This window comes from Kitasatospora sp. NPDC093102, from assembly GCF_040683915.1.
GTDB lineage: Bacteria > Actinomycetota > Actinomycetes > Streptomycetales > Streptomycetaceae > Kitasatospora.
In genome coordinates, this window is record NZ_JBFBFA010000013.1 from 1 (window position 1) to 19470 (window position 19470).

Annotated in this window: 15 protein-coding genes and 2 pseudogenes; 14 read left to right on the forward strand and 3 right to left on the reverse strand. The window is 73.4% G+C overall.

Features of this window, described 5'->3' with window-relative positions:
• The 5 genes and pseudogenes from AB0O11_RS19280 to AB0O11_RS19300 all read left to right on the forward strand — a co-directional run.
• On the forward strand, positions 1-384 hold a 384-nt coding region (locus AB0O11_RS19280; protein WP_363388093.1), incomplete at its 5' end, for an amidohydrolase family protein.
• 148 nt (positions 385-532) lie between these two features.
• Positions 533-1432 carry a hypothetical protein gene (locus tag AB0O11_RS19285; protein WP_363388096.1) on the forward strand — a complete coding sequence of 300 codons (900 nt, stop codon included), beginning with the start codon at positions 533-535 and terminating at the stop codon, positions 1430-1432.
• A 250-nt stretch (positions 1433-1682) separates the two neighbouring features.
• Positions 1683-2321, forward strand: a complete 639-nt coding sequence (locus AB0O11_RS19290; protein WP_363388383.1) for a protein-L-isoaspartate(D-aspartate) O-methyltransferase — start codon at positions 1683-1685, stop codon at positions 2319-2321.
• 227 nt (positions 2322-2548) lie between these two features.
• Positions 2549-4327, forward strand: a pseudogene (locus AB0O11_RS19295) (poly(A) polymerase); the annotation flags it as partial.
• Positions 4328-4505: 178 nt separating this feature from the next.
• Entirely contained in the window at positions 4506-6452 is a 1947-nt protein-coding gene (locus tag AB0O11_RS19300) for a KUP/HAK/KT family potassium transporter (RefSeq protein ID WP_363388099.1), read from the forward strand.
• Positions 6453-6806: 354 nt separating this feature from the next.
• On the opposite strand, the gene AB0O11_RS19305 is transcribed toward AB0O11_RS19300, so the two are convergent.
• Positions 6807-8192: an MBL fold metallo-hydrolase gene (locus AB0O11_RS19305; protein WP_363388102.1), complete on the reverse strand. Its 1386-nt coding sequence runs from the start codon at positions 8190-8192 to the stop codon at positions 6807-6809.
• Between the two features lie 399 nt (positions 8193-8591).
• Between AB0O11_RS19305 and AB0O11_RS19310 the strand changes: the two genes are divergently transcribed.
• The 5 genes from AB0O11_RS19310 to AB0O11_RS19330 all read left to right on the forward strand — a co-directional run bounded on the left by AB0O11_RS19310 (position 8592) and on the right by AB0O11_RS19330 (position 15172).
• Complete coding sequence (locus AB0O11_RS19310; RefSeq protein WP_363388105.1) at positions 8592-8981, forward strand: rhodanese-like domain-containing protein; 390 nt, start codon at positions 8592-8594, stop codon at positions 8979-8981.
• Positions 8978-9727 carry a sulfite exporter TauE/SafE family protein gene (locus tag AB0O11_RS19315; protein ID WP_363388108.1) on the forward strand — a complete coding sequence of 250 codons (750 nt, stop codon included), beginning with the start codon at positions 8978-8980 and terminating at the stop codon, positions 9725-9727. The genes AB0O11_RS19310 and AB0O11_RS19315 overlap by 4 nt, the downstream gene beginning before the upstream one ends.
• Positions 9728-9807: 80 nt before the next feature.
• Positions 9808-10374, forward strand: a complete 567-nt coding sequence (locus AB0O11_RS19320) for a rhodanese-like domain-containing protein (RefSeq protein WP_363388111.1) — start codon at positions 9808-9810, stop codon at positions 10372-10374.
• 270 nt (positions 10375-10644) lie between these two features.
• The gene (locus tag AB0O11_RS19325) at positions 10645-13011 is read left to right on the forward strand and encodes an RICIN domain-containing protein (protein WP_363388114.1); all 2367 of its coding nucleotides are present in this window, start codon (positions 10645-10647) and stop codon (positions 13009-13011) included.
• Between the two features lie 109 nt (positions 13012-13120).
• Positions 13121-15172, forward strand: coding sequence for an alpha-galactosidase (locus tag AB0O11_RS19330; RefSeq protein ID WP_363388117.1), 2052 nt, complete (start codon positions 13121-13123; stop codon positions 15170-15172).
• A gap of 6 nt (positions 15173-15178) precedes the next feature.
• On the opposite strand, the gene AB0O11_RS19335 is transcribed toward AB0O11_RS19330, so the two are convergent.
• Entirely contained in the window at positions 15179-15622 is a 444-nt protein-coding gene (locus tag AB0O11_RS19335; protein WP_363388120.1) for a hypothetical protein, read from the reverse strand.
• A 194-nt stretch (positions 15623-15816) separates the two neighbouring features.
• On the opposite strand from AB0O11_RS19335, the pseudogene AB0O11_RS19340 reads away from it, so the two are divergent.
• Positions 15817-16257: pseudogene (locus AB0O11_RS19340) on the forward strand (sigma factor); the annotation flags it as partial.
• Positions 16258-16288: 31 nt separating this feature from the next.
• Here the strand turns inward: AB0O11_RS19340 and AB0O11_RS19345 are convergent.
• Positions 16289-17521 carry an MFS transporter gene (locus AB0O11_RS19345; protein WP_363388124.1) on the reverse strand — a complete coding sequence of 411 codons (1233 nt, stop codon included), beginning with the start codon at positions 17519-17521 and terminating at the stop codon, positions 16289-16291.
• Positions 17522-17575: 54 nt separating this feature from the next.
• Here AB0O11_RS19345 and AB0O11_RS19350 point away from each other — a divergent pair, with 54 nt between their 5' ends.
• Genes AB0O11_RS19350 through AB0O11_RS19360 form a run of 3 tightly spaced genes read left to right on the forward strand, consistent with a single transcriptional unit; the run spans position 17576 to position 19470 of the window.
• A complete protein-coding gene (locus AB0O11_RS19350; RefSeq protein WP_363388127.1) occupies positions 17576-18319 on the forward strand; it encodes a helix-turn-helix transcriptional regulator in 744 nt (247 codons plus the stop codon).
• Positions 18320-18355: 36 nt separating this feature from the next.
• Positions 18356-19099 (forward strand): SOS response-associated peptidase, encoded by a 744-nt coding sequence (locus tag AB0O11_RS19355; protein ID WP_363388130.1) that lies wholly within the window; start codon positions 18356-18358, stop codon positions 19097-19099.
• A 20-nt stretch (positions 19100-19119) separates the two neighbouring features.
• Positions 19120-19470, forward strand: a complete 351-nt coding sequence (locus AB0O11_RS19360) for a nuclear transport factor 2 family protein (protein WP_363388133.1) — start codon at positions 19120-19122, stop codon at positions 19468-19470.

Below are 19470 nucleotides of genomic sequence, written 5' to 3' on the forward strand. Positions count from 1 at the left end.
CGGGTCGCCCTGATCACCGACGCGATGGGCGCGGCCGGCATGGGCGACGGCCTCTACCCGCTCGGCCCGCTCCAGGTCGAGGTCAAGGACGGCGTCGCCATGCTCCCCGACGGCAGCTCCATCGCCGGCTCCACGCTGACCCTCGACCGAGTGTTCCGCCGAGCACTCACGACAGGGAAGCTGACGCTCGGCCAAGCCGTCGAGTCGCTGTCCGCCACCCCGGCCCGGCTGCTCGGCCTGAGCGACTCGATCGGCTCGCTGGAGACCGGCAAGCTCGCCGACCTGGTCGTGGTCGACTCCGACGACTACGACCTGGTCGCCGTCATGCGCCGCGGCCGCTGGGTCCTCGGCGGCGACACGTTCTCCACCGTCAAGCCCGCCTGAGCAACGCCGACGGCCGCCCTCCCCCAGCGGGGACGGGCGGCCGTGGTGTGTCCGGGGCCAGGAGGCGGCTCGGGCAGCCCCTTGGCCCGGTTCGCCGCTCCACCGGGCGTACGCCGGGCGGCGAGCGGCCGTGACGGCGGACGAGGCCGTGGCATTGACGCCCGACGGCTTCCGTCCGATGCCGCGGTGGGACCTGAAGCCCCACGGTGGGAAGACGATCGCAGATCTGGTCTTCGTCAACCGCTTCATCGGCGGCGCGGCCGCCTGGGACGAGACGGACATCGACAACATCGACCAGGCGCTCAAGTCCTCGATGTCGGACCCCACGCTCCAGGCGGTGATCGCCCAGTACTACCGGGGTGCGATCACCTCCACGATGCTGCCGTCCGAGGTGGTGGAGGGCGCCGGGCCGGCGGGGTCGAGGTTCTTCAAGGACGATGCGGAGACACTCGCCGCGGACCTCTTCTCGGCCGGGGTGCTCGGCAACAGCGATCCTGGGCAGAGCGTCATCAACATGATGCTGCCGCGCGGGGTCATCCTCGTCGACGACTTCTCGCCGGGCTTCCAGCCGCCGGACGGTACCGAGGAACAGCACGGCCGCCGCACCCGCGCACTGATCAAGATCGACGACGACGCGAGCGACTCGACCAAGGGACTGGGCGGCTACCACGGCTCGGTGCACGTGCGGCAGGACGGCCGGGACGTCACGTTCTACTACGCGGTCGGGGTGTTCTCGGAGGGGCACAACGGCATACCGGTGTTCGGCAACGCGAACAACGCCTGGGCAAACGTCGTCGCCACCTTCTACCACGAGCTCAACGAAGCACGGACCGATCCCGACGTGGAGGATGCCATCCGACTGAACGACGATTCGAAGATCGGGTGGTACTCGGAGACCGGCGAGGGCGAGATCGGCGATCTTCCCATCAACGAGGCCGAACCCGACCTCACGCGCGTCTTCAGGTTCGTGAAGCTCGCGAACGGCAGCGGCGAGGTGCCGGTCCAGCTCATGTGGTCCAACAAGGCGCACGCGCCGGCATCCGGGTGACCGAGCCCGGAGGTCGATGGCGCTCACGGTGGCGCCGGCCGGCGACACGGTGCTCGGGCGCAGTGTTCTCGCGGAACTGCGGCGCTCGCCGGCACCCGGGACGCTGCTCTCCGCGGAGGTGCCCGAGGTACCGGCGGCGGCCGACCTGGTCGTTCCCAACCCGGAGTCCGAGGCTTCGCTCTCGCCCGCCCTGTGCCGTTGGGCGCCGTCGAGAACCGGCAGGTGTTCCGAGTTCGGAGCGGGAGGAAGGGTGAGCGGGGCTTGCCCGGAGGATCTGGTGCGCGCGGTGCGCGCAGCCGGTGTCCGCGACGAGCGGCTGCTCGATGCGATTCGTGCGATCCCGCGCGCGGGGTTCGTCCCGGCCGGGCAGGGGAGGGCCGCGTACCAGGACACGCCGGTCCCGATCCCGCACGGGCTGGTGACCACGCAGCCGTCGCTGTCCGCGGCGATGATCGAGGGCCTCGCCCTCGTCGGAGACGAGCACGTTCTCGAAGTGGGCACCGGTCTCGGCTTCCAGACGGCTCTGCTGGCGCACCTCGCGGCCGATGTGGTGAGCATCGAGCTGTGGTCGGACCTGGCCGCACAGGCACGGCAGAACCTCGACCGGCAGGGTGTCACCAATGTTGAGCTGTTCGTCGGGGACGGCAGCGAAGGAGTGCCCGGGCCTGCCCCGTACGACGCCGTACTGGTGTCGGCCGCGTATCCCGATGTTCCCCCACCGCTCGTCGAGCAGCTCCGGCCCGGTGGCCGTCTCGTCCAGCCCATCGGGCCGGGCGGCCGGGAGGACGTCGTGGCTTTCCGGCGGACGGCCTCGGGGCTGGAACGCGAGCGGGTGCTCATCGCGGCGAGGTTCGTCCGCCTCCACGGCGAGTACGGCTTCCCACCTTGATCCGGTGGACGCGGGACCTTGTCGTACGGCGGCCTACGGCGGTCGCCGCTCCGGGGCACCTCCGAGGGAGGGCCGCCGAGGAGCGCTTCGAGCCCTTGCGCACGCCGGAGAGGCGACAGCCTCTGACCCGAGTGGGCCGCGCACCGGCGGCGGGCGGCCTGTTCATGTCGGACCATCGGGGTGTGGAGGCCATCTTCGACCCTGGTGGCGGCGATGTGGGCGGGGCCCTCGATGTCGCGCCGACCGCGCGCACCGCGCTGGCCTGGCTCCCGCCGCGCGAGCTCTGGCCGCCGATCCAGAACGTCCGCCTGGCGCACGACCCGCAGATCCGCCGCTGGCCGCCGCACGTCAACGTGCTCTTCGGCTTCGTACCGGAGGCCGAGTTCGAGGCCGCTGCCCCACTGCTGGCCGCCGCGGCGGCCGAAACGCCGGCCTTCGGGATCCGGCTCCAGGGCGTGCACGCCTTCCGGCACCGGTCGGACTCGACGGTGTGGCTGGATCCCGCGGTGGCCGACCCGGCACCGTGGGCTGCACTGCACCGCGCACTGCGGGAGCGCTTCCCGCGCTGCCGGGGGCGCTCCGAGGGCTTCACGCCGCACCTGTCGCTCGGACGGACCGGCGATCCGAAGCGGCTCACCGCCGAGCTGACGGCCCGGCTGCCGGGGATGTCGACGCGGGTCGACGAACTGGTGCTGCTCTCGCGGCGCGGCGACGAGCCCATGCGGCCGCGGGCCACCGTCGCGCTGGGAACCGGCGAGTTCCGCTGGTTGCCCGAGCCGGTGCCGGAGGGCGGGGCGCAGACGGAGGGCGGGGCGCAGACGGCTGCACAGGCGTCGCACCTCGCCGCTGCCACGGACGAGGCAGCCGGAGAGCAGCTCGCCACACGGATCGCGGCCACGCTGCCCGAGGGCGTGGTCCATCTGGTCGGTTCACGCCGGATGGGCTGCGCGCTGGCGGGTGCGGACGTGGACCTGGTGGCGGCACTGCCCGGCGCCGTCGACCTCGACGAGCTGCGGGCCCGGCTGGCCGCCGCGCTACCGGAGGCCGACCGGCTTCGTCCGGTCACCGGGGCCCGGGTGCCGGGTCTGCGGCTGAGCCTCGGCGCCTTGGGCGTGGACCTGGTCGTGGTCGCCACCGGCCCGATCGCCCCCACCGAGGCGGTGGCTCGGCGTGCCGAACTGGGCGAGGCGGCCGCGGTCGCGCTCAGCGCGGTGAGCGACGCGGACGCGCTGCGGGCGGCCGTCGGCTCCCGGCACGCCACCTTCGCGCTGCTGGCCCGCCAGGTGAAGGCCTGGGCGAAGGCGCGCGGGTTGGACTCGGCGCCGTTCGGCGGCCTGCCGGGGCCGGCCTGGGCCGTGCTGGCCGCGCGCACCGTCCGGGAGGCCGGCGAGCAGAAGCCCACGGAGCTGCTGCGCCGCTTCTTCGGCAGCTGGGCCACCTGGGACTGGCACGATCCGGTCGCGCTCACCGGCCCGCCCCTGCGACAGCGCTCCGAGGGCGTCACCGTGCTCACCCCGACCGCGCCGGTGCGCAGCTGCACCGAGCAGGTCAGTGCCGGCGGCCTGGCGCTGCTGGGCAAGGAGCTCCTCCAGGCCTGGGAGCTGCTGGAGCCCGGAGCCGAGCAGCGGGCCGGCAGCGCGCCGCAGGCCGGTGCGGGCTGCCCGTCCGAGCTGCTGTCGGCGCCGCCGCTGCACCGTCGCCATGCCGCCTGGGCCCTGCTCACCGTCCGCCCGCCCGGGCCCGAGGAGTTCGAGGAGATCCTGGGCCGGGTGCGCGGCCGGCTGCTCGCCCTGCTCGCCGAGCTCGCCGCCGCGGGCGCGCCGGACGCGCACGCCTGGCCACGCCCGTTCGAGAGCGGCCCGGCGCACGTCCGGTACGCCATCGGCCTCGGCCGCACCCCGCCCGACCCGGTCCGCCTCGCCGAGCTCGCCGAGCGCTGGGCCGGAGACCTGCCCGGTGTCGACCTGACGCACGCGGAGGGCGGCACGGTCGCGACGCTGCACTGACCATGCCGACATCCGCACCGAGTGGCGTACAGCAGCGTTCGAACGCAGAGCGGCAAGGCACCGGCCTTCGAGGAACTCGACGACGCGGTGCGCCTGTCCCCGTGGTTGCGCGTGCGATCATCGTCCGCACTGACGCACCCGGGCCGCGTGACGGCGGCACGCACGGAGGAGGTCGCCCATGGCCGATCGCGGTGCCGCGCCGCAGCCGACGGAGGATCGGCGTCCGGGCGCGCGGAACACGGCGAGCCTCGCGCTGGTCGTGGGCGCCCTGGGTGTGGTCTTCGGCGACATCGGGACCAGTCCGATCTACACGCTCCAGACCGTGTTCAACCCGGGCGACCCGCACCCCGTCCCGGTCACCACGGAGAACGTGTACGGGGTGGTGTCACTCGTCTTCTGGTCGGTGGTGGTCATCGTGCTGGTCACCTACGTGCTGCTGGCGATGCGCGCCGACAACGAGGGCGAGGGCGGCATCATGGCGCTGATCACCCTGCTCCGGCGGTCGAGCTCGCCACGCAGCCGCAGGGCCACCGGGGTGCTGGCCGCACTGGGCATCTTCGGCGCCTCACTGTTCTTCGGCGACAGCATGATCACCCCGGCGATCTCGGTGCTGTCCGCGGTCGAGGGGCTCAAGGTCGTGGAGCCCTCGTTGGAGAGCGCGGTGGTGCCGCTCACCGCGGCGATCATCGTGCTGCTGTTCCTGGTCCAGCGCCGCGGAACGGCGGCCGTGGGCCGGGTGTTCGGACCCGTGATGATCGTCTGGTTCGTGGCCATCGGCGTGTGCGGCGTGTCCGGCATCGCCGACCATCCGCAGATCCTCAGGGCGCTGTCGCCGAGCTACGCGCTGGGCTTCCTGCTCGGCCACTTCGGGACCGCCTTCTTCGCTCTGGCCGCGGTCGTGCTCGCGGTCACCGGCGCCGAGGCGCTCTACGCCGACATGGGGCACTTCGGCCGCCGGCCGATCACCCGGGGCTGGCTGTTCCTCGTGTTCCCGGCCTGCGTCCTGAGCTACCTCGGCCAGGGCGCGCTGATCCTCGGGGACCCACGCAACATCAACAGCCCGTTCTTCCTTCTCGCTCCGGGCTGGGGACGGCTGCCGATGGTCGTGCTGGCCACGGCGGCGACCGTGATCGCCTCCCAGGCGGTGATCACCGGCGCCTACTCGGTCGCCTCCCAGGCCGCCCAGCTCGGCTACCTGCCGCGGCTGCGGATCGCGTACACCTCCGAGTCGACGATGGGCCAGATCTACGTCCCCTGGATCAACTGGCTGCTGATGGTCTCGGTCCTCACCCTGGTCTTCGCCTTCCGCAGCTCCACGGCGCTCGCGTTCGCCTTCGGCATGGCGGTCACCGGCACCATCACCATCACCACCCTGCTGTTCTTCCAGGTCGCCCATGCCCGCTGGGGCACACCGGTGTGGCTCGTCGTGGCCGGCGCGACGCTGCTGCTCTCCGTGGACCTGCTGTTCGTGGCGGCCAACACGACCAAACTCCTGCACGGTGCGTGGCTGCCGCTGCTGATCGGCATCACCGCGTTCACCGTCATGACGACCTGGCAGCGCGGCCGAGCGATCGTCACCGCCGAGCGGGCACGGCACGAAGGCCCGCTGCGCGAGTTCGTCGAGGGCCTCCACAGCGGGAAGGTCCCGGCGCTCCTGGTCCCCGGCACGGCCGTCTTCCTCAACCGGGGGAAACAGACCGCACCGCTGGCCCTACGGGCGAACGTCGAACACAACCATGTCCGGCACGACCAGGTCGTGATCCTCTCCATCGAGACCGAGACCGTGCCGCGCGTCCCGGCCGGTCAGCGGATCGCCGTCGACGACCTCGGCTACGCCGACGACGGGATCATCCACGTCACCGCCCGGTTCGGCTACATGGAGACACCGGACGTGCCCACCACGCTGGCTGTGCTCGATCCGGCCGAAACCGAGGGCCGGCTGCAGCTCGACCAGGCCTCCTACTTCCTGTCGAAGATCGAGCTGCGGCGCGGGAAGGAACCGACGATGGCGCCCTGGCGCAAGCGGCTGTTCATCGCCACCTCCTACGTCACCGCCGACGCCGCCGAGTACTTCGGCCTCCCCCGCGAGCGCACCGTCATCATGGGCTCGCACATCGAGGTGTAGGCGTACGTGCACAGCCCGTACACCCACCGAGGGCGCACGGAAGTCCTCCGATCGTCCACAACCCACGGTCTGCGAGCGGCCCGTACCGACACCTCGGAGGCGGTGACACACCGGTGTCCCGCACGGTAGGTCGATCAGGATCCGGTCCACCAGGGGGACGGGGACGGACCGAAGGGCTGCCGCTCCGCCTCCTCGGTCACGCGAACTCGCGCAGGCGCGGCCGCACTCCCACGCCCCTGAGCGTCCGACGAGAGTCCCGTGACTCCGGGACCGGGATGGTGTCCCGGGTCACGTGGCGGCGCTGCCTTCGGGAGCGCCCGCGGCCCGGGCGGGGTGCGGCCGGGGCGGCTGGGTTCAGTCCCGGGCGGGGTGGGTGAGGGTGTGCCAGGCGTTGTAGCCGCCGAGGAGATCGGAGACGTCGGTGTGGCCGTGGTGGCGCAGCAGGCTGGCGGCGACGGAGGAGCGGTGGCCGCTGGCGCAGTGGACGACCAGGGGGCGGTCGGTGGGGACCTCGTTCAGGCGGCTGGGGAGTTCGGCCAGGGCGATGTGCAGGGATCCTTCGATGAATCCCGCTTCGCGTTCGCCGCAGGTGCGCACGTCCAGGACGGTGGGGGGCTGCTCGCCGGCGAGTGCGGTGCGGAGCTGGTCGGCGGTGAGGCGGCTGGCGGGGGTGATCTCCTCGGCGAGGGCGGGCAGGGCGTTGCCGGGGTTGCGCAGGTAGCCGGCGATGTGATCGAAGCCGATGCGGGCGAGGCGGGTGATGACCTCGTCCTCGCGGTCCTGCGGGGCGACGATCGCGATGTCGCTGTCGGGGGTGAGGACGGTGCCGGCCTGTTCGACGAAGCGGCCGTCGACGGGGACGTTGATGGCGCCGCGGATGTGTCCCGCGCCGAAGTCCTGGGGGCTGCGGGCGTCGAGGACGACGGCGCCTGCGGCACGGACCTCCTTGAAGCTTTCGGGGCACAGGGGGCGGGCGGCGTTCGTGCGGTCGAGCAGCGGGTGGTCCTGCCGGTTGAGGGCGGCGTCGTAGCCGAAGTAGGCGGGGGCGGCGGACTGGCCGGCGGTGACGATGCGGACGAAGGTGTCCTGATCCATGGGCTGGCAGGCGTAGTTGGTCAGGCGCTGCGTGCCGATGGTGGACTGCTTCTCGGTGGAGAGGTTCTTGCCGCAGGCGGAGCCGGCGCCGTGAGCGGGGAAGACGCGGACCTGGTCGGGCAGGGCCATGAGCTTGTGGTGGACGCTGTCGTAGAGCATGGCGCCGAGATCCTCGGCGGTGACGCCGGAGGAGGCGAGCAGGTCGGGGCGGCCGACGTCACCGATGAACAGGGCGTCGCCGGTGAGTACACCGTAAGGGGCTTCGTCGGTGGCGTGCTCGTGGACGAGGATGCTGATCGACTCGGGGGTGTGTCCGGGGGTCTCCATGATCTGGAGGGTGACGTCACCGAGGGAGATGCGTTCGCCGTCGGTGAGGTGGCGGATGGGGTACTCGGTCTCGGCACGGTGGCCGTAGCCGATCCAGGCGCCGGTGCGGGCGGCGAGTTCGAGGTGGCCGGCGAGGAAGTCGGCGTGGAAGTGGGTGTTGATGACGCCGACGACGGTCAGGCCGCGTGCCACGGCGTCGGCGAGGTATTCGTCGACGTCCCGCCGGGGGTCGACGATCACGGCCTGGCCGGTGGTCTCGTCGGCGATCAGGTAGGAGGCCTGGGAGAGGCAGTCGAGGTAGTACTGGCTGAAGATCACGGGGTTGTCTCCTCGTCGGGGTCTGACGGGCTGGCTACACGCTCAAGTGTACCCCCGGGGGTATTTACTCCGAAGGATTCGAGGTCGGCGCGGCCGGCCCTGTGGCCGCCGACCACAGGGCCGCCTTGATACCCCCCTCGGTATATTTGCCAGCATACGGCCTTGGCGGCCGATACCGGCGGGGGTATGGATGAACGATTTCGACAATACCCCAGGGGGTACTATGGTGGACATCGAGGGGGCCGGCCGCCGCCACCGATCCAGGTACGGGCGGGGCCGAGGATGCGCGGTCACGCCACAGCGCCAGGCCACCGGGCCCGCACGGACGCCCGCGGGACCCGCGACACCCCCGTCACTCCGGACCACTGCGGTCCGGGTCTGCACCACTGGAGACATCACATGCCTTTGCTCCCGCACGCCCACGGGCCCCACGACCACGGACACAGCGCCCCCGGGCAGGCCACCCCCGCCGAGGCCCACGAGCTCGCCCACACCGGCGCCGCCGTCCTGCTCGACGTCCGGGAGGCCGCCGAGTTCACCGCGGGGCACGCCCCCGGCTCGCTGCACCAGCCCCTGATCGGGCTGGCCGCCGGCGTCCCGCTGCCACCCGAGGCAGCCGGGCGGACCGTGCTGGCGATCTGCCGCTCCGGCAACCGCTCCCAGCGCGCGGCGGAGCTGCTCGCGCAGCGCGGCGTCGAGGTACTGAACGTGGCCGGGGGCATGAACGCCTGGGCGCTGGCCGGGCTGCCGGTCACCACGCCCGGCGGCGGCGCCGGCCACGTGATATGACCACGCTGCTTCTGGCGCTCGCCGCCGGTGCGGTGGTCGGGCTCGCGCTGGGCGGGCTGGGCGGCGGCGGCAGCATGCTCGCCGTGCCCGCGCTGGTCTACCTGCTGGGCTTCAGCCCGGCGCTGGCCACCACCGCCAGCCTGGTGATCGTCGCCGCGACCTCGCTGACCGGGTTGCTCGCCCACGCCCGGGCCGGCCGGGTCCGCTGGCGCACCGGCGCGCTCTTCGCCGCCGCCGGACTGCCCGCCGCCATGGCCGCCGGGGCGCTGTCCGCCCATCTACCGGGCGCGCTGCTGACCGGCGCCTTCGCCGTGCTGGCGGCGCTCGCGGCCTGGCGGATGCTGATGCCGCCCAAGGCGGAGGCGCAGGAACGTTCCGCCGCAGGACTCGGCCGCTCCACCGCGGCGGGCGCCGGACTCGGCGCCGTCACCGGGCTGCTCGGCGTCGGCGGCGGCTTCCTCGCCGTACCGGCCCTGGTGTCGGTGCTCGCCTTCACCATGGCCGAGGCGGTCGGCACCAGCCTGCTGGTCATCACCGCCAACTCGCTCGCCGCCCTGCTCCCCCGCCTCGGCGCGACCGGAGCGATCGACTGGGCCGTGGCCGCCCCCTTCACCGGGGCCGCGATCCTCGGTGCCTGGGACGGCAAGCGGCTGGCCGACAAGCTCAGCGGGCGCACCCTCCAGAAGGCCTTCGCCATCGCCCTGCTCGCCGTTGCCGCGCTGATGCTGATCACCACGCTGAGCTGATCACAGCGGCGGGCCGACGCCCCCGATCCCACCCCCACCACCAGTACCGGTACCACCCTTCCCGAGAGGACCCCACCCCGATGACCACGCCGCTGACCGTCGAGCAGCTCCAGCCCCGCCTCGAACAGCTCACCCTCATCGACGTCCGCTCCCCCGGCGAGTACGCCGCGGGCCACATCCCCGGCGCCCTGAACGTCCCGCTGGACCAGCTCGACCGCGCCCTGCCCGCGCTGCGCGAAGCCGCCGGGCAGGGCGAGATCGCCGTGGTCTGCGCCGCCGGGCCGCGCGCCGACAACGCCTGCCACCGGCTGGCCGAGGCCGGTATCCCGACCCTCACCCTCACCGGCGGCACCAACGCCTGGGCGAACGCCGGCCGGCCGCTGGACCAGGTGGCCGGCGCCCGCCGGGTGTGGGCACTGGACCGCCAGGTCCGCCTGGTGGCCGGCTCGCTGGTCCTGGCCGGCGTGCTCCTCGACCTCGCCCTGCCGGGCGCCCGCTGGGTCTCCGCGGCCGTCGGCGGTGGGCTGGCCTTCTCCGCGCTGAGCAACACCTGCGCGATGGGCTCGCTGCTCTCCAGGCTCCCGTACAACCGGCCCCGCCCCGGTACGCCGAGCCTGGACCAGACGCTCGCCGCCCTCGGCCGCTGAGCCCGGTCCGGGGCCCCGACCGTCACGGGGCCCCGGACCGCGCTCCCACCGGCGTGAAGGCCCTGCCCACCCCCGTCGGGCAGGGCCTTCACCGCTTCTTCCGGTCACCTTCCGGAAGTCGTCACGGTACAGCCCGTTGACGTGATCGAGCCAGCCATGTGAAATGTCACCCATCACATGCGATGCGTCACACCGCTGCGCAATTTGAACGTTCAAGCTCATCCGCCACCGTCGCCACCGCCCGCCCACCCGACCGGAGGTAGCTCAGCCGTGCCGCCCCGCCCCCGCGCCTTACCGACCGGTCTCGCCCTCCTGACCGTCCTCGCCGCCCAGGCCCTCGGCGCCGCCCCGGCCCCGGCGGCCGTCGGAACGCCGCTCGTCGACGGCGGCAGCTACGTGCTCGGCTCCGCCCTGGACGGCAGCTGCCTGGGCCCCCAGTACTCCCAGCCCGCCCCCGGCACCCCGGTGGTCGGCGCGGCCTGCGGCCGGCTGCTCAGCCAGCGCTGGCAGCTGCGCCGCTCCGGCGGCGACTACCTCCTGGTCAACGCCGCCAGCGGCCGCTGCCTCACCCTCGGCGGCCCGGACCGCCGACCCGCCACCGCCGACTGCGGCAGCTCCCCCGAGGCCGAGCGCTTCGCCCTCTCCCGCGCGCCGCAGGGCACCTACACCCTCACCGTGCGCGGCACCGGCGCCTGTCTGACCGCCGACCCGGCCCCGGTGAACCACCACTGCGACGCCCGCCCCTCCCACCGCTGGACGCTCACCCGCACCGAGCCGCTGGTCCTCGCCGACCCCGGCTTCGAGCAGGGCTCCGGCAGCTGGACCTTCACCGGCCACACCGGCACCGCCACCAACAACCCGCACGGCGGCAGCCGCCTCGCCTACCTCGACGCCGGCCCCGGTTACGCGGTCAGCCAGCAGGTGACCGCCGTCTCCGCGGGCGCCTACGACCTGTCCGCCTGGATCGCGACGGGCGGCGCGGGCGGCACCTTCTCGGTGAGCGTCAACGGCACCGTGGTGCGCTCCCTCCCGCTGCCCGAGCAGCCCCTCTACACGAAGTACACCCTCCCCCGGGTCGCGGTCGCCCCCGGCGACCGGCTGACCCTCACCATCGGTTCCTCCCCGACGGGCTGGGTCAACGTGGACGACGCCGCCGTCGCCCCGGCCGCCCCCAACGACCCGGTGATCAGCTCCTCCGACCCCGAGGCCGTCGCCCTCTTCGACTGGGCCAAGACCAAGGCCAACAGCTGGGTGCAGCAGGCCGGCGCCACCGGCGTGCTCGACCAGGACGAGAACCACCCCGGCGGCACCGGCACCACCACCTACGACGCCAGCTACTGGGCCGGTTACCCGTTCCGCTCCGCCTTCTACAGCCGTGACTTCGCCCACCAGCTGGTCGGCGCCCACCTGCTCGGCCTGGACGCCGAGAACAAGACCATGCTGCGCGGCTTCGCCGCCTCCGCCACGGACGTCAACAAGCTCTACCCGGTCTGGGCGCTCAACTTCGACGCCCGCAGCTACCTCGCCATCGACTACCGGAACCCCGACCGCTTCGTCCGCGAGCTGCCGGCGCCGTTCGAACTCGTCCAGCAGGCCGGCGAGGCCTTCCGCTGGACCGGCGACCGCGACTACGCCGAGGATCCGGGCCTCGGCCGGTACGTGCGCAACACCCTCGGCCCGTTCATCGCCGCCCGCCCCGGCCCGGTCGACAACGGCGGGGTGCCGATCCCGCAGGCCACCAGCCGCAGCATCTTCGCCGGTACCGCCAGCTACGCCGAGAACGCCACCCGCACCTACGCCGAGGCCGGCGACGCGGTCGGCGCCCAGTACCAGGCCTACCTCGCCGCGGCCGCGCTGGCCGAGGCCCGGGGCGACGCCACGTCCGCCGCCGGCTACCGCAAAGCCGCCGACCAGCTGCGCACGTACGTCAACTCCACCTGGAGCGTGGACGGTTCGCAGCCCGGCGAGGTGGTGCACGGCTACGACACCACCGGCAAGCCGGTCACCGGCTGGGGCTACGAGGCGAGCGTGCTGATGCCCGTCAAGCGGCTGCTCGACCCGGGCCCGCGCCGGGACGGCTACCTGGCCGCCATCGACGCCGCCGACTCCGGGCCGGAACGCTCGGCCAACCTGGAGGCCTACACCTACCTGCCGGACGCGTTCTTCGCCGGCCACGACGGCACCACCGCCTGGAAGTGGATGCGGCACATCTACGAGAGCACCGGCGAGCCGCACGTGAGCGGCGCGATGCTGAACGGCGACTACCCCGAGGTCCCGTTCACCCTGCTCGCCCAGACCGTCCAGGGCCTGCTCGGCGTCACCCCGGACGCCGCCGGCCACGCACTCACCACCGTCCCGCAGCTGCCCGCCTCGATGGGCTGGCTCCAGGTCGCGGGCATCCCGGTCGGCGCCGGCACGGTGACCGTCCGCCACGACGGCGCGCAGCGCAGCACCGTCACCAACACCGGTACCGAGTCGCTGACCTGGGAGGCCCGCTTCCCCGGGCAGCACGCCCGCATCACCGTCGACGGCGAGCAGCGCGAGGCCCGCACCACGACCGTCGACGGCGCGACCTTCACCACCACCACCGTGACCCTCACCCCCGGCCGCCCCGCGACCGTGACCGTCACCGACTGACCCCCACACCGCACCACCGCGGCCGGCCGGCCCCACCCGGCCGGCCGCGCTCTCCCCGAGACTCCCTGACGGACAGCCATTCCCCCACCACCCCCTCAGGAGGGCGCACATGCGCCGAACCCGCCGCCATGTCGCGGCATCCCTGCTCTCCCTCGCCCTCGCCACCGCCGGCCTCGGAGCCGTCGGCCTCGGCACGGCCGCCCCCGCCGCCGCGCTCGGCAACGGCAACGCCCTGACCCCGCCGATGGGCTGGAACTCCTGGAACTCCCTCGGCACCGAGGTCACCCAGGAGCAGGTCGTCCAGACCATCGACTTCATGGCCGCCAACGGCCTGGTGGCGGCCGGCTACGACACCGTCACCATCGACGACGGCTGGTCGCTCTGGCACCGCGACGGCCAGACCACCGACCTCGTCCGCAACGCCGACGGCGGCATGCAGTTGTACGACAACGCCGGGAACCCGGTCAGCGGCACCGACGGGAACGGCAACGACCCCACCTCCGGCCACCTGATCCCCCGCCCCGACCACTTCCCCGACCGGACCGCCGGCGGGCGCACCGTCAACGGCATCGCGTACCTCGCCCAGTACGCGCACAGCAAGGGCATGAAGTTCGGCCTCTACGCCACCGACACCTACCTCACCTGCCAGATGCACCCCGGCAGCCTCGGCCACGAGTCCACCGACGCGGCCGACTTCGTCTCCTGGGGCGTCGACTTCGTCAAGTACGACGACTGCCCGTACGGCCCTCAGATCGTCGGCCCGGACGGGCACAACTACTACACCCAGGGCGAGGGCAAGGAGCTGACCCGCTCCGTCTACGCCCGGGTGCAGACCTTCCAGCACGCCCTGGACGCCGCCTCCGCCGCCCAGGGCAAGCCCAAGGTCACCCTCAGCGTGTCCGCCCAGCCCGCCCACACCGGCGTCCCGTACCTGCTCGCCGCCGACGACCCGGCCCGCACCGACCCGGTGGTCCAGGCCGCCGGGACGGCCCCGTTCAGCGCCCCCGGCTATGCGCCCACCGGCGTCTGGTGCGGTCAGGTCGCCAATCTCTGCCGGATCGGCGGCGACCGGGACAGCGAGCTCGACGGGGTGCTCTGGAACGGGCAGTTGCGCACCGCACTGGAGTACCCGGGCAACGTCCGCCCGGGCAGCTGGAACGACCTGGACATGATGTTCACGGGCTGGCAGGACGTCTACGGCCTGTGGGGCACCACCGACACCTGCGTCTGCCACAAGCCCTTCACCGACGACGAGTCCCGCACCGAGGCCTCGGTCCTCGCCATGCTCGCCGCTCCGCTGATCTCCGGTGCCGACCTGCGCACCGCCGCGCAGTCCCAGCACAGCGACCGCGGCTACACCTGGTCCACCGGGATCAACGACGCGAGCCTGGCGATCCTGAAGAACCGCGAGGTGATCGCCGTCGACCAGGACAGCCTGGCCAAGCCCGCCACCCTGGTCGGCGCCAAGCCGGCCGACGGGCACGCGCCGGTGGTCCTCAAGCGGCAGCTCGCCAACGGCGACACCGCCGTGCTGCTGGTCAACCAGGACCCGTCGGCCGGCCGCACCGTCGCCACCAGCCTCACCGAACTCGGCCTCGGCGGCTCCGGCTACCAGGCCAAGGAGCTGTGGACGGGCGCGAGTTCGACCGTCACCGGACCGCTCGGCGCCTCGCTCCCGGCGCACGGCGCGGCCCTCTACCGGCTCACCCCGAAGTCGACGGGCGGGCCGTCGGGCGTCGTCGACGACGGCAAGTACCACGCGCTGACCAGCGGCGGCCTCGCGCTGTCGCTGCTCGGCTCCTGCACCGCGCCGATCGGCTCGATCACCGACCTGGAGGCGCAGCGCCCCGGTGATGCCGCCCAGCAGTGGACCTTCACCACCAACTCCGACGGCACCGTCCGGATCACCGACAACTGCGACACCGCCACCCACCGGCACACCGTGCTCTCCGCCGGAAGCTCGGCCGGATACAGCGCCTACCTGCTCGACCTGTCGCCCGGCAACCCCTGGCAGGAGTGGAAGCTGACGCAGGACCCGGCCGGCGCCGTCACCGTCACCAACGTCGCCACCGGCCTCGTCCTCGACGCGGGCGCCGGCACCGCCGGAACCCCCGTCACCACCCGCCCGGCCGCCGGCCAGGCCTGGACCCTCGGTTCCTGAGGACCCTCACTCCCGGGTGCCAGCCGTCCGCTGCGCAGAGCGGGCGGCCGGCATCCGGACCAGCACCGCCACGCTCAGGCCGAAGACGAGCACGCCCAGCGGGACGTGGACCGCCGGCACGTGCGCGATGCCGAGGACGACCTGCGCCGAGGCCAGCACCAGGAAGCCCGACGCGTACAGGACCGGGCGGGGCGAGCCGCCGCCCGGCCGCCAGGCCAGGACGGCGGCGAGCACGTACAGCATCGAGGCCCCGTACATCACCCGCGCACCGACGCTGTGCAGCGCTTCGCCGTAGGAGGTGGAGAGCAGCAGGCCGGCCGAGACCGCCTGGAGGAAGACGGTCGCGGTCTGGAGCGCGACGGAGACCCGCAAGAAGGCCCGGGTGCGCTGTTCCACCGCCGTTCCTGACGCCGTTTGCGCCGTTGCACCCGCCGTGCTGTGGATGGCCATGTCGCGTTCCCCTCTTCTGCCTCGCGGCGGTTGGTCGATAGTGTCCCGGTGATCCGACGACACAGGCCGGCGAAATGTGAGGCGGGGTTGCGTCCCGGGGCGAACATCGCACTCCGGCGCCCTGTCGGGCCGGACCGGCGAGAGCGGGAGCGGGAGCGGGAGCGGACGAGACGCAACAGGGAGTGGCCCCGACCATGAGCACCACAGCCGAGCCCGGGCGGGAGCGGTCCGTACCTGACCTGAGCGTGATCGTCGGCGAGCGGCGGCAGCTCATCAACCTCGCCTACCGGCTGCTCGGTTCGCTGGCCGAGGCGGAGGACGCGGTGCAGGAGGCGTACGCCCGCTGGTACGCGCTGTCGCGACCGCGGCAGGAGGCCATCGCCTCGCCCGGCGCCTGGCTGACCACGGTGGTCACCCGGGTCTGCCTGGACCTGCTCGGATCGGCCCGGGTCCGGCGGGAGCACTACGTGGGCGAGTGGATCCCCGAGCCGCTGCCCGACCGCAGCGAGTGGATCGGCGGGTCGGCCGGCGGCGGACCCGCCGATCCCGCGGACCGGGTCACGCTGGACGAGTCGGTGGACATGGCCTTCCTGGTCGTCCTGGAGACGATGACCCCGGCCGAACGGGTGGCGTTCGATGAACGCACCAGGGTGATCGTCACGGCGGTCACCGGCCGACCGGTGTCACCCCGGCACCCGCGGGCTCGGGACCGGCGGACGGCACCACCGGCTCCGGCAGCGTCCGGAACAGTGCCCAGCTCAGCAACGGCATCAGCACCAGCGGGAGCAGCGCCGTGCGCAGCGAGGTCGCGTCCGCGAGGCTGCCGATCACCGGGCTCGCCAGGCCGCCGATGCTCACCGTCAGCCCGAGGGTGATCCCACTCGCCGTGCCGATCCGCGACGGCAGGTAGTCCTGCCCCAGCGTCACCTGCAGCGAGAACGGCACATACAGCCCCGCCGAGGTCAGCGCCACGAACAGGTACAGCACCGGGCCCGGCACCAGCAGCATCCCGGCCACCGCGACCGCCGCCACCAGGTACGACCAGCGGGCCACCGCGACCCGCCCCCAGCGGTCCGCCAGCGCGCCGCCCAGCACCGAGCCCACCGCGCCGCCCGCGTACAGCACCACCAGCGCCGCGGTGCCCGCCGCCGGACCGCCGCCGAGACGCTGGGTGGCGAACAGCGAGAGGAAGGTGCTCAGGCCGACGAAGGCGATCGAGCGGCAGACCACCGCCAGCGACAGCTTCAGGAATGCGGCCCTGTCGTCGGCGGCCGGCACCGGTGCCTGCGCCGCCCCGGCCGCCCGCCGCCGCTCCAGCTCGCGCAGCACCGGCAGGCAGAGCACGGCGCCCGCGAGCGCGGGCAGGGCGAGCAGCGGGGTCAGCCGCAGTCCGCCCGCCCCGACCACGGCGGCGACCAGCAGCGGGGCGGCCGCGAAGCCCAGGTTGCCGCCCAGCGAGAACCAGGCCATCCCCCGGTGCGTGCCCGGCCCGCCCTGCGACCCCGCTGCCCCGTGGACCCGCTGCGCCGCCAGCCGGGCCACCCGGGCCGACTCCGGGTGGTAGGCCGCCACCCCGACCCCGGACAGCGCCACGAAGGCCAGCGTCAGCCCGTACGAGCCGCTCACCCCGCTGAGCGCGATGCCCGCACCGCCCAGCAGGGTGCTGGCCGGCAGCAGCCAGGGCAGCGGCCGGCGGTCGGTGAGCGCGCCGAACAGCGGCTGCGCCACCGAGGAGAGCAGCGAGGCGGCGAGCACCACCCCGGACACGGCGGCGTAGCCGTAGTGGCGTTCGGTGACGAAGAAGGGCACCAGGGCCGCCACCGCGCCCTGGTAGACGTCCACACAGGAGTGCCCGACGGAGAGCAGCAGGATCGACCGGCGGTCGGAGTTCTTCGGCATGCCGTCAGCCTCGGGCCTGCACGTGCTGTCGAACTTCCGATAACCTGCCATCCGATGCCGAGAATCCGCCACGCTCCCGTCGCGTCGACCGAGGCCCGGCTGCTGCCCTCCGGCGGAGCCATCGACGCGCACCGGCACGACGACCACCAGATCGCCTACGCGGCCCGCGGCGTGCTGAGCATCACCACCGACGCCGGCTCCTGGGTCGCCCCCGGCAACCGCGCCCTGTGGATCCCGGCCGGCACCGTCCACGCCCACCAGGCCCACGGCGAACTCGAACTCCACCTGGTCGGCCTGCCCGCCGCCGACAACCCGCTCGGCCTCGGCCGCCCGACCGTCCTCGCCGTCGGCCCGCTGCTGCGCGAACTGATCGTCGCCTACACCCGAACCGCGGAGCAGGACAGCCCCGAGCGCACCCGGCTGCGCGCCGTCCTGCTCGACCAGCTGCGCGCCTCCCCCCAGCAGCCCCTCCACCTGCCCACCCCCGCCACGCCCCTGCTGCGGTCACTGTGCGCGCTGCTGGAGGCCGACCCGGCCGACGGCCGCACGCTCGCCGAACTCGGCCGCGCCGTCGGCGCCAGCGACCGCACCCTCTCCCGGCTGTTCCGCGCCGACCTCGGCATGACCTTCCCCCAGTGGCGCACCCAGCTGCGGCTGCACCACGCCCTGGTGCTGCTCGCCGAGGGCCTGCCGGTCACCACCGTGGCGCACCGCTGCGGCTGGGCCTCGGCCAGCGCCTTCATCGACGTGTTCCGCCGCACCTTCGGGCACACCCCGGGCGGGCACGCGCCACGCTGAACGCCGTTGTCCGTGCGGCGTGGGAGGCTTGGGGGCATGTGCGGCCGCTTCGTCTCCACCACCACGCCCCAGGACCTCGTCTCGCTGCTCGGAGAGCTCCGCTGGGACCCGGCCGAGACTTTCGCGCCGAGCTGGAACGTCGCCCCGACCGACCCGGTCCCGGCCGTCCTGGAGCGCGTCGACCGGGAGACCGGCGAACTGCTGCGCCAACTGCGCCCGCTGCGCTGGGGCCTGGTCCCGTCCTGGTCCAAGGACCCGTCCGGCGGCGCCCGCATGATCAACGCCCGCTCGGAGAGCGTCGACACCAAGCCCGCCTTCCGCAAGGCCTTCACCGCCCGCCGCTGCGTGATCCCCGCCGACGGCTACTTCGAGTGGCGCGAGGTCCCCGCCGGCGCCGGCCACAAGAAGTACAAGCAGCCGTACTTCCTCAGCACCGGCGGCGTCATGCTGATGGCCGGACTCTACGAGTTCTGGCGCGACCGCACCCGCCCCGAGGACGACCCGCTCGCCTGGCTGGCCACCACCACCGTCCTCACCACCGACGCCACCGACGCCGCCGGCCGCGTCCACGACCGGATGCCCCTCACCATCGCCCCCGACGACCTCTCCACCTGGCTCTCCCCCGCCCACACCGACCCCGCCGAACTCCACCACCTGCTGCGCCGCCCCGCCGACGGCGCCCTGCGCGTCCGCGCCGTCCCCACCACCGTCAACAGCGTCCGCAACAACGGCCCCGAACTGCTGGCCGCCGCCCCGGACCCACTGGGGCTCGCGGACTGAGTCCGAACCAGGGAGATCGCATGAACGGCACCCCCGCAGGCATCGTCGAGGCGGCGTTCCGCCACTACCGGTCGCAGGACCGGGAGGCGGCCCTGCCGCTGTACGCCGAGGACTTCACCTTCACCAGCCCCCAGGACGACCGCATCGACAGGGCCGCGTTCTTCGAGCGCTGCTTCCCCACCGCCGACCGGTTCACGGAGCAACGGCTGCTGCGGGTGACGCCCGCCGACGGGGAACTCGTCTTCGTGCACTACGAGTACGAGCTGACCACCGGCGACCGTTACCGCAACGTCGAGGCGATCACCGTCCGGGACGGGCTGATCCGGGAGGTGCAGGTCTTCTTCGGCGGTCGGGTGCAGGCGGCTCCGTGA